Source organism: Variovorax sp. YR752 (assembly GCF_943372545.1).
On sequence record NZ_CALRZC010000271.1, the window covers coordinates 1 to 10,263 of the forward strand.

General features: G+C 70.6%; 7 protein-coding genes. 3 read left to right on the forward strand and 4 right to left on the reverse strand.

What is annotated here, in order from left to right; translation table 11 throughout:
* Positions 1-317: SUMF1/EgtB/PvdO family nonheme iron enzyme (locus AAG801_RS36480; RefSeq protein ID WP_341892812.1), on the reverse strand; the 317-nt coding region annotated here is incomplete at its 3' end.
* Positions 318-546: 229 nt separating this feature from the next.
* Between AAG801_RS36480 and AAG801_RS36485 the strand changes: the two genes are divergently transcribed.
* Positions 547-1,170, forward strand: a complete 624-nt coding sequence (locus AAG801_RS36485) for a hypothetical protein (RefSeq protein ID WP_341892813.1) — start codon at positions 547-549, stop codon at positions 1,168-1,170.
* Positions 1,171-1,173: 3 nt separating this feature from the next.
* Here the strand turns inward: AAG801_RS36485 and AAG801_RS36490 are convergent, their stop codons facing one another.
* Together AAG801_RS36490 and AAG801_RS36495 are read right to left on the reverse strand one after the other, a co-directional pair.
* Positions 1,174-1,671 (reverse strand): TlpA disulfide reductase family protein, encoded by a 498-nt coding sequence (locus tag AAG801_RS36490; RefSeq protein WP_341892814.1) that lies wholly within the window; start codon positions 1,669-1,671, stop codon positions 1,174-1,176.
* A gap of 99 nt (positions 1,672-1,770) precedes the next feature.
* Positions 1,771-4,143: a UvrD-helicase domain-containing protein gene (locus AAG801_RS36495; RefSeq protein WP_341892815.1), complete on the reverse strand. Its 2,373-nt coding sequence runs from the start codon at positions 4,141-4,143 to the stop codon at positions 1,771-1,773.
* A 73-nt stretch (positions 4,144-4,216) separates the two neighbouring features.
* Between AAG801_RS36495 and AAG801_RS36500 the strand changes: the two genes are divergently transcribed.
* Entirely contained in the window at positions 4,217-5,290 is a 1,074-nt protein-coding gene (locus tag AAG801_RS36500; protein WP_341892816.1) for a patatin-like phospholipase family protein, read from the forward strand.
* 34 nt (positions 5,291-5,324) lie between these two features.
* Here AAG801_RS36500 and AAG801_RS36505 read toward each other — a convergent pair whose 3' ends face one another.
* A complete protein-coding gene (locus AAG801_RS36505; protein WP_341892817.1) occupies positions 5,325-9,083 on the reverse strand; it encodes a PAS domain S-box protein in 3,759 nt (1,252 codons plus the stop codon).
* Positions 9,084-9,249: 166 nt separating this feature from the next.
* Between AAG801_RS36505 and AAG801_RS36510 the strand changes: the two genes are divergently transcribed.
* Positions 9,250-10,227: a GMP reductase gene (locus AAG801_RS36510; RefSeq protein WP_341892818.1), complete on the forward strand. Its 978-nt coding sequence runs from the start codon at positions 9,250-9,252 to the stop codon at positions 10,225-10,227.
* Positions 10,228-10,263: the final 36 nt, after the last annotated feature.

Sequence of the window (10,263 nt, forward strand, 5' to 3'; positions counted from 1 at the left end):
CGGCAGAAGGCCTGCGCCTCGTCGAAGCTCAGGTGCACCGCCGGCTCGTCGCCCTGCGCCGGCTGGCCGAACGGGCTGCGCCAGGTCCAGCCCGGCTTCGTCACCCACCCGGCTTCGTAGACCTGCCCGCCACCGGCACGCTCCGCCTGCGTCACGACGCCGGTCGCCGCGGCGAAGCGGGCGAACTGCTCGACGGTGGTCTCCGTTCGGGCGATGCGGACCTGTCCGACCGCCTGCCAGTCGATCATGAGCGGCTCCGCCGCCCCGGCCGAAATGCCGAGAATCGCGGAGATCAAGAGGGAAAGCACCGTCTTCATGCCCTCAGTCTAGGGAAGACGGCAAGTCCCGCTTGTCCACAGTGTCGGTGGAGAACCCTGTGCACAAGCCGTGGAATCATCGGCAAGGCCCTTGCCCTGCCTCGCTTGTGGCTGGAACGCCTGCCAACGCAGCAGTGGGACAACGGCCCTTGCCGTGGCGCACCAAAGCGGCCACCATCGGCCCAGGTTCCCCAATGACAACCGGCCCCGGACACCGTCCACCGCACCGATGACCCGACTCCTGCCGCTGCTCCTTCCCGCCGTGATCGCCGCGGCGCTGCCGGTCGCTCCTGCCTTCGCACAGGCTGATCCGGCCAAGGCCACCGAACGCTGCGAGAAGGAAGTCGCCGACAACATCCGCCGGCTGCGCGGCCGCGAGGCCCGTGACGTGCAGTTCGTCGCTTCGCGTCGTGTGCTGCTGCCCGGCGGTGACGATGAAACCGGCGTGCGCGGCGAAGGCCGCTACCGCTCGGCCAGCGGCGCGAGCGTCAGCTTCAGCTACGGCTGTGCCTACAACGCCGCGACCGACTCGACGTCGGGCGTGGTGTTCCGCGACCTCGGCGCGGCGCGCGCGGCCGCCGAGAAGCCCTTCGAGCCCGACCTGACCAACGTCTCGCCCGAGGCCTGCGAGAGTGCCGCCGCGGCGGCGCTGAAGAAGCGGCATCCGCGCGTGGCGCGCATCAACTTCGGCTCCGATTCGCGGCGCATGCAGCCCGGCGAGAACGGCCGCATCGAACTGCTCGGCCAGGGCTCGGTGGAGCGCGCCGCCGGCATGAACCTGATCCCGTTCAGCTACCGCTGCGAGGTCGAGCCGCGCAGCGGGCGCGTCGTCGCCATCTCGACGAAGGAGTGAGCCTCAGGGCAGCAGTTCGGCCACCGCATCCCAGGCCTCGGGCGGGATGCGACCTTCGAAGCGTGCCCGCTCGATGCCCTGCGCGTCGAGCACGATGGTCAGCGGCAGTTGGCGCGGTCGCACCTTCGACGAATCGGCAAAGCCGGGCTCGCCGGCCCACAGGCTGGGCGGATGCAGGTCGGCCTTCTGCGTCGCCCGCCAGGCCTCGTCGTAGGCGAGCGCGTCGGCGCGCCGGCGGTCTTCGCTGACCAGCACCAGCTCGAAGGGCTTGCCGCGCCAGCCCTGCGCATTGGCGCGAAGCTCGGGCAGCTTGGAACGGCACACCGCACAGTCGGTGCTCCAGTGGAAGACCATCAGCACCTTGCCGCGCTGCGTGGCGCTGTCGAAGGCGGCACCGCCCAGCGTCGGGCCCTGCACACGCCAGGGTGACTGCGCCGCGGCCCACGGCGCCAACAGCGACAACGACAGCCCGAACAGGGCCCACGACACGATCCGCTTCATTCGACGCTCCTGCGCGGGCTTGCCCCGCTCCACTCAGTCGTCGTCCGCGGCCGGCGATTACGCGCGTGGCCCCGCTTCGTGACGAACGCCACGAAGGTGTCAGTTCACCGGCGTCAGCTTGGCCACCGACAGCGCCAGCCACTTCATGCCGTGGCGGCCGAAGTTGACCTGGGCGCGTGCATCCTCGCCGCTGCCTTCGAGCGTGACGATCACGCCTTCGCCGAACTTGGTATGGAAGACGCTCTGGCCGGTGCGCAGGCCGTGCGAGGTGGTCGCTTTCGGTGTCGAGGGGTAGGACGACGCCGGCCTCGGCTCCACCTTGCCCGCGCCGACGATCGAACCCAGCCCGGAACCTCTCTGCCAGGCCTGCTGGTACTCACGTGCAAAGCCCGAGCCGAAGCCCTGGTTGCGCGGCGTGATCCACTTCAGGCAGGCCTCGGGCAGCTCGTCGAAGAAGCGGCTCTTGACGTTGTAGCGCGTCTGGCCGTGCAGCATGCGCGTCTGGCTGAAGCTCAGGTACAGGCGCTTGCGTGCGCGCGTGATCGCCACGTACATCAGGCGCCGCTCTTCCTCCAGCCCATCGTGGTCCGAGAGGCTGTTCTCGTGCGGGAACAGGCCTTCCTCGAGGCCAGTGATGAACACCGCGTCGAACTCCAGCCCCTTGGCCGAGTGCACCGTCATCAGCTGGATGGCGTCCTGCCCGGCCTGTGCCTGGTTGTCGCCGGCTTCGAGTGAGGCGTGGGTCAGGAAGGCGGCCAGCGGCGACATGATCTCGCCGGCCTCGGCATCCGGCACCTGCTCGGCCGCAGCACCGCCCTGCTCGTCGACCGGCAGCGCGACGGCATCCTTGCCGAAGCCCTCCTGCGTGACGAAGGCCTCGGCGGCGTTGACCAGTTCCTCCAGGTTCTCCAGCCGGTCCTTGCCTTCCTTGTCGGTCTTGTAGAAGTCGACCAGGCCCGAGGCGTGCAACATGTGCTCGATGATCTCGCGCAACGTGAGGCCTTTCGTCGCATCGCGCATCGCGTCGATCAAGGCGACGAAGGCTTGCAGGTTGGCGCCGCCCTTGCCCGAGACCGCGCCGACACTCTGCGCCAGCGAACGGCCGCTGGCACGTGCCGCGTCCTGCAGCAGTTCGACGGTGCGCGCGCCGATGCCGCGGGTCGGGAAGTTGACCACGCGCAGGAAGCTGGTGTCGTCGTTGGCGTTCTCGAGCAGGCGCAGGTAGGACAGCGCGTGCTTCACTTCGGCACGCTCGAAGAAGCGCAAGCCGCCGTAGACCTTGTAAGGCATGCCGGCGTTGAACAGCGCGCTCTCCAGCACCCGGCTCTGCGCATTGCTGCGGTAGAGCAGCGCGATGTCGCTGCGCGGGATGCCGTCGCGGTGCAGTTGCTGCGCCTCCTCGACGAACCACTGCGCCTCGGCGAAGTCGCTGGTCGCCTCGTGCACGCGCACCGGCTCGCCGGCGCCGGCATCGGTCGTCAGGTTCTTGCCCAGGCGCTTCTGGTTGTGCGAGATCAGCTCGTTGGCGGTGTCGAGGATGTTGCCGTAGCTGCGGTAGTTGCGCTCCAGCTTGATGACCTGCTCGACCCGGAACTCGCGCTCGAAGGCGCTCATGTTGCCGACCTGCGCGCCGCGGAAGGCGTAGATGCTCTGGTCGTCGTCGCCGACGGCGAACACCGCCGCCTTGGTGCCCGCGAACATCTTCAGCCAGGCGTACTGCAGCTTGTTGGTGTCCTGGAACTCGTCGACCAGGATGTGCGAGAAGCGGCGCTGGTAGTGCTCGCGCAGCGCGGCGTTGTCGCGCATCAGCTCGTAGGTGCGCAGCATCAGCTCGGCGAAGTCGACCACGCCCTCGCGCTGGCACTGCTCCTCGTAACCCTGGTAGACCTGCACCATCACGCGGGTGAGCTCGTCGCGCACTTCCACGTCCTTCGGCCGCAGGCCGTCTTCCTTCTGGCCGGCGATGAACCAGGTCACCTGCTTGGGCACGTAGCGTTCCTCGTCGAGGTTCATCGCCTTGATGACCCGCTTGACGGCGGAGAGCTGGTCGGCCGAGTCGAGGATCTGGAAGCCCTGCGGCAAGGCGGCGAGCTTCCAGTGCGCGCGCAGGAAGCGGTTGCACAGGCCGTGGAAGGTGCCGACCCACATGCCGCGCACCGGCAGCGGCAGCATCGCGGCCAGGCGCGTGAGCATCTCCTTGGCCGCCTTGTTGGTGAAGGTGACGGCCATCACGCCGGCCGGCGAGACCATGCCGTTGCTGATCAGCCAGGCGATGCGAGTGGTCAGCACGCGCGTCTTGCCGGATCCCGCGCCGGCGAGGATCAATGCCGGCTTCGCCGGCAGCGTCACCGCAGCGAGCTGCTCCGGGTTCAGCCCACGCAGCAGGCCGGCCTCGCCACCCAGCTCGGGCGGTGGCGCGGAGGCCTCGTGCTCCTCGAACAGCGGGATGTCCCGCTCGTCATGCGAATCCATCGGGGCATTCTAGGAGGCGCACCCCTGGGAAACCTGGCGCACCGACGGTAACGCGCGGTCATGCCAGGCTGGCATGCTGGGCACGCTTCTCGCAACGCCCCGACTGCCGATGCGCTGGTTCCGCCCCCTGCCCTTCACCCGCCCCACCCTCGGCCTCGCGCTGCAGGGTGGCGGCGCGCATGGCGCCTTCACCTGGGGCGTGCTCGACGCGCTGCTGGAGGCCGACCGCTTCGGCATCGGCGCGATCAGCGGCACCAGCGCCGGCGCGATGAATGCGCTCGCGCTCGCCCAGGGCCTGCTGCGCGGTGGCGCCGAAGCCGCGCGGGAGTCGCTGGCCAGCTTCTGGCATGCCGTCGGAACGCAACTGCCCTTCGAGATGCTGATGGTCGGCCCGACCGACAACCCCGGCCTCGCCCCGGGGCTGCGCGCGCTGATGCACTGGACGCGCCTGCTCTCGCCCTACCAGCTCAACCCGCTGGGCCTGAACCCGCTGCGCGAGGTGCTCGCCGCTCAGATCGACTTCGACCGGCTGAAGCAGCGCGACGCGCCGCGCCTGTTCATCGCCGCCACCCATGCCAACACCGGCCGGCTGCGCCTGTTCGACAACGCCTCGCTGAGCATCGAGGCCGCACTCGCCTCGGCCTGCCTGCCGACGCTGCAGCAGGCGGTGATGATCGATGGCGAGCCCTACTGGGACGGCGGCTACAGCGCCAACCCGGCGCTGTTCCCGCTGGTCCGCTCGGGGCCGGCCGACCTGCTGATCGTCTCGCTCAGCCCGCTGGCCTACGACAGCGTGCCGGTGAGTGCCGACGAGATCCGCGCCCGTGCGCTCGAGTTCAGCTTCAACGCCGGCTTCCTGCGCGAGGCCACGCTGCTGGCCGAGGCCTGCGCCGAGGCGCGTGCCTCGCGCTTCGCGATCGGCCGGCTCGAGCGCCGCCTGGCCCGGCTGCGCACCCACCTGATCGACGCGCACGACGACCTCGGCACGCTGTCGGCCGAGTCGCGGCTGATCGCTCACCTGCCCTTCCTAGAGCGGCTGCGCGATCTCGGCCGCGCCCGCGCGCAGCGCTGGCTGGCCGAGCATGGCGAACGCATCGGGCGCGGTGCGACGGTCGACCTCGCGGCCTGCTTCGCGCCGCCGCGCTGAGACGCGGCGTCGATGCGGCGCCGAGGCAAGCTCGTCAGCGCGGCGCGATCAGCTCGCGCAGCAGCCCGGCCAGCTCCTCCAGCGTGTTCTCCTTCTTCAGCAGGCCACGCACGCCCAGCGCCAGCGCCTGCGCACGCAGCTCCTCCGACAGGTAGCCGGTGCTGATCACCACCGGCAGCGCCGGGCGCAGGCCGGCCACGATGCGCGCCACCTCGAGGCCCGACATGCCGGGCATGTTGAAGTCCGTCACCACTGCGTCGAAGGCGTCCGGGTCGGCCTGCAGCCGCTGCACGGCAGCGGCCGCGTCCGATTCGGCGACGACCGTGAAACCGCCGCGCTCGAGCAGCCGTTCGACCATCACCACCATCACCTCGTCGTCGTCGATGTAGAGCACGCGCTGGCCGCTGCCGCGCACATCGGCGCCGAGCGCGGGGTGGACGTCGTGGTTGCCGGTGCCAGACTCTGGCGACGGGATGTACAGGTGGAAGGTGCTGCCGCGGCCCGGCGCGGTGTCCACCGCGATCGAGCCTTCGTGGGCCCGCACGATGCCGTGCACCACCGACAGGCCCAGCCCGGTGCCGCGGCCGACCGGCTTGGTGGTGAAGAACGGGTCGAAGATGCGCTCGCGGGTGGCGGCGTCCATGCCGGCGCCGTTGTCGCTCACCCACAGGTGCGCATAGGCGCCGCTGGCCAGCTCGGGCTGGCGCTGGCGCAGCGCCTCGTCGAGCACGATCCGCTCGCAGCCGACCTCGATGCGGCCGCCCTGTTCGGGCAGCGCATGCCAGGCGTTGGTGCACAGGTTGATCAGCACCTGCTGCAACTGCGTTGCGTCGGCGCGCACCTGCAGCGGCGTCTCGGGCAGCAGCGCGTCGAGCTGCACGCCCGCCGGCAGCGTGGCGCGCAGCAGGCCGAGCGCCTCCTCCATCACCGGGCGCAGCGGCTGCACCGTCAGCCCGTGCTGCTCGCGCCGGCTGAACGCAAGGATCTGCTGCACCAGGTGGCGCGCGCGCAGTGCGGCGCGGTTGATCTGGTCCAGGCTGGTCAGCACCGGCGTGGCGCCGGCCGCATCCTCACGGGCCAGCGCCACGTTGCCGAGAATGGCCGCGAGGATGTTGTTGAAGTCGTGCGCGATGCCGCCGGCCAGCGTGCCGATCGACTCCATCTTCTGCGCCTCGCGCAGCTGCTGCTCGAGCTTCTGGCGCTCGATCTCGGCACGCCTGCGCTCGCTGATGTCGCGCGCCAGCACGATGAAGCGCGGCAGTGCGCCCGCGGCCTGCGGCTTGCGCGACACCGACAGCTCGAACCAGCGCGAGCCCTGCGGCAGCACCATCTCGTACTGCAAGCCGATCGAGCGACCGGTCTCGCCGGCCTGCTGCAGCGCGCGGGCGACGACCGCGGCGGCATCGGCCGGCACCACGTCGGCGACACAGCGGCCGATGAAGGCCTCCGGCGGTGCATAGAGCAGGTCGTGGCGCGGCGAATGAAAGCCGTGGAAGCGCCCCTCGGCGTCGACATCGAACAGCAGGTCCGGCACGGCCTGCAGCGTCGCCGTCAGCTCGGCCTGCGCGGCCACGAGGCGCTGCTCGGCCTCCTTGCGCTCGGTGATGTCGGCGATCGTCACCACCACCTGCAGCAGTTCGCCGGCGTCGTCGTACAGCGGGAAGGCATTGCACAGGCCCCACACGGGCCGCTCCTGCGCGACGCAGCGGATGCCCACCAGCAGGTTGCGCACGGGCTCGCGCCGCGTCAGCACCTGCTGCACCGGGAAGCTCTGCGGCGGCAACGGTGCGCCGTCTTCGTCGAACAGCGCCCAGTACGGATCGACCGCGGACATGCCGCGCAGCTGCTCGATCGACAGCCCGAGGATGCGGCAGGCCGCGGCGTTGGCCTGCTCGATGCGGGTGTCGGGGCCATGCACGACCACGCCCGACTGCAGGTTGTCCAGCAGCGTGCGCAGCCGGTGCTCGTTGGCGCGCAGCGCCTGTTCGGCACGAAAGCGCGAGGTCGCATCGCTGAAAGTCAGCACGACGCCGGCGATGCGGCCCTCGTCGTCGCGGATCGGCGCGGCACTGTCGGCGATCAGGTACTCGCGCCCGTCGCGCGACACCAGCAGGGTGTCGCTGGCCAGCCCGACGATCTCGCCGCACGACAGCACCATCTGCACCGGGTCGACCGCCGGCGACCGGGTATGCGCGTCGAGGATGCGGAACACGCTGGCCAGCGGCTGGCCAACGGCTTCCTGCGCGGGCCAGCCGGTCAGCCGCTCAGCGACGGCGTTGAGCCGTTCGACGACGCCCTGCGGGTCGGTGGCGATCACCGCATCGCCGATCGAATGCAGGGTGATCGCCAGGCTGCGCTCGCTGCGCTCCAGCGCCCGCTGGGCCTGCATGCGTTCGCTGATGTCCATGTGCGTGCCGACCATGCGCAGCGGCGAGCCGTCGGCGGCGCGCTCGAGCACCCGGCCGCGGTCGAGGATCCACACCCAGTGCCCGTCGGCATGGCGCATGCGGTAGACCGCCTCGAAGCGCTCCGTGCGGCCGGCCAGGTGCGCCTGCTGCGCGGCACTGACTGCCGGCCAGTCGTCCGGATGCACGCGGGTGCGCCAGGCCTCGGAGTCCGGGTCGAGCGGTTCATGCGCCAGCCCCAGCATGGCGTTCCAGCGCTCGTCGACCGTGGCATGCCCGCTGCCCACGTCGAGATCCCACAGCCCGAGGTCGGCCCCGCGCAGCGCCAGCGCAAGGCGCTCGGCGCCGGCCCGCCGCACGGCCTCGCGCTCGGCCGCCTGGCGCATGGCCACCCGCTGCCCGCGCTGCATCGCCGCAAGCGCGGCGGCCAGGGCGACGCCGAGCAGCACGAAGGCGCCGGCGTACAGCAGCGTCTGGTGGCGCCAGACGGTGAACAGGGCCGCCTCCTCGCGCGACACCGCGATGACCAGCGGCTTGTCCAGCGGCACCGCCGACGGCGCCACGGTGCGCTGCGCGACCATGCGCTCACCACCCGTGCCGACCAGTGGCGTACCGCGCAGCACCGTGGCCGGCGCACCGCTGTCGAGGTGGCGCCGGAAGAACGACCCGGGGCGGTTCAGGTCGCTGCCGGTCGCGGCGTCGTTGGGCGGTTCGTAGAGCAGCACCGGCCCGTCAGCGTGGGCGATCGCGGCCCACATGTCGGGGGCGTAGAGCACCGAGTGAAGTGCCACCTGGAAGTAGTCGGGATCGAGTGTGGCCGTGGCAACACCGCCGAAGCCGCCGTCGGCCGACGGCAGCACCAGCGTCAGGCTCATCGAGAACACCCCCTGCGAGCCGCGGTACGGCCGCGACAGGTACAGGCGTTGCAGGTCCGCGCCCGCGCGCGCGGCGGTGAACGACTCGCGTCGGGAGAAGTCGGCGCCGAGCAGGTCGGCGCGATTGGCGGCACGCACCACGCCGTCGGCATCGACCAGCGCGAACGAACGCACGCCGGGCATCGCGTCGGTCAGCGCCTGCAGCCGTCGCGACGCGCGGCGGTCGGCCAGTTCGTTGGCCAGCAGATAGTGGCGGTCCTCGCGCACGCTCTCGAGCGCGCGCCACGCGCCGATGAGCTGCCGCGAGAGATTCGAGTCGACGGCGCGCGCCTGCACCTCGAGCCGCGCCTGCTCCTGGGCCAGCACGGCGCGGTGCGCGGCGACCCGCCCCCAGGCCATCAGCAGCGCTGCCAGCAGCAGCCCCAGCGCAAGCAGTACCCAGTCGCGGCGCGCACGGCGCTCGGTGGCCGTGCCCGGATCGGCCTGCGCAGTCTCGGCGGTGGGGTCTGGCATCGGAGCATCAGGCTAACACCTCACCGGGTACCTGGACAGCGCGCGAACGAGTGTCTCCGGCCGCGTAGAATTCGCCACCGGGCCCAAATATTGGCGCCCGGTTTTCGCTTCGGCCGCCGGGTTTCCAAGTCAAGCGCTCGCCCCTGCATCACAAGGAGACGCTGCCATGGAAATCTTCGACTACGACAACATCCTGCTGCTGCCGCGCAAGTGCCGCGTCGAGAGCCGCAGCGAGTGCGACACCTCGGTGGAGTTCGGCCCGCGTCGCTTCGCGCTGCCGGTGGTGCCGGCCAACATGAAGACCGTGATCGACGAGCCGATCACCGAGTGGCTGGCCGCCAACGGCCACTTCTACGTGATGCACCGGTTCGAGATCGACACGCTCGCCTACGCGAAGCAGATGCGGGCCAAGGGCCTGTTCGTGTCGATCAGCTCGGGCGTCAAGCCGGCCGACTACCAGGTGATCGACCACCTGGCGCTGGAAGGCGTGGGCGCCGACTACGTGACCATCGACGTGGCCCACGGCCACGCCGAGAGCGTGCGCCGCATGATCGAGCACATCAAGGAGAAACTGCCGACGACCTTCGTCATCGCCGGCAACGTGGCCACGCCGGAGGCGGTGATCGACCTGGAGAACTGGGGCGCCGACGCGACCAAGGTTGGCGTCGGGCCGGGCAAGGTCTGCATCACCAAGCTGAAGACCGGCTTCGGCACCGGCGGCTGGCAGCTCTCGGCGCTGAAGTGGTGCGCGCGCGTGGCCAGCAAGCCGATCGTCGCCGACGGTGGCATCCGCCACCACGGCGACATCGCCAAGAGCATCCGCTTCGGCGCCTCGATGGTGATGATCGGCTCGCTGTTCGCCGGCCACGAGGAGTCGCCGGGCCGCACGGTCGAGGTCGACGGGCAGATGTTCAAGGAGTACTACGGCTCGGCCAGCGACTTCAACAAGGGCGAGTACAAGCACGTCGAGGGCAAGCGCATCCTCGAGCCGATCAAGGGCCGCCTGGCCGACACGCTGCGCGAGATGCGCGAGGACGTGCAGAGCTCGATCAGCTACGGCGGCGGCACCCGGCTGGCCGACCTGCGCAAGGTGAACTACGTGGTTCTCGGCGGCGAGAACGCCGGCGAGCACCTGCTGATGTAGCGGCGCCGCCAGCCGACACGCGCCGTGACGGCGCCG

Bases quoted from the DNA above. Each gene is read 5' to 3' on its own strand.
- AAG801_RS36485 (WP_341892813.1), top strand. From the start codon at position 547: ATGACCCGACTCCTGCCGCTGCTCCTTCCCGCCGTGATCGCCGCGGCG.
- AAG801_RS36490 (WP_341892814.1), bottom strand. From the start codon at position 1,671: ATGAAGCGGATCGTGTCGTGGGCCCTGTTCGGGCTGTCGTTGTCGCTG.
- AAG801_RS36495 (WP_341892815.1), bottom strand. From the start codon at position 4,143: ATGGATTCGCATGACGAGCGGGACATCCCGCTGTTCGAGGAGCACGAG.
- AAG801_RS36500 (WP_341892816.1), top strand. From the start codon at position 4,217: ATGCTGGGCACGCTTCTCGCAACGCCCCGACTGCCGATGCGCTGGTTC.
- AAG801_RS36505 (WP_341892817.1), bottom strand. From the start codon at position 9,083: ATGCCAGACCCCACCGCCGAGACTGCGCAGGCCGATCCGGGCACGGCC.
- AAG801_RS36510 (WP_341892818.1), top strand. From the start codon at position 9,250: ATGGAAATCTTCGACTACGACAACATCCTGCTGCTGCCGCGCAAGTGC.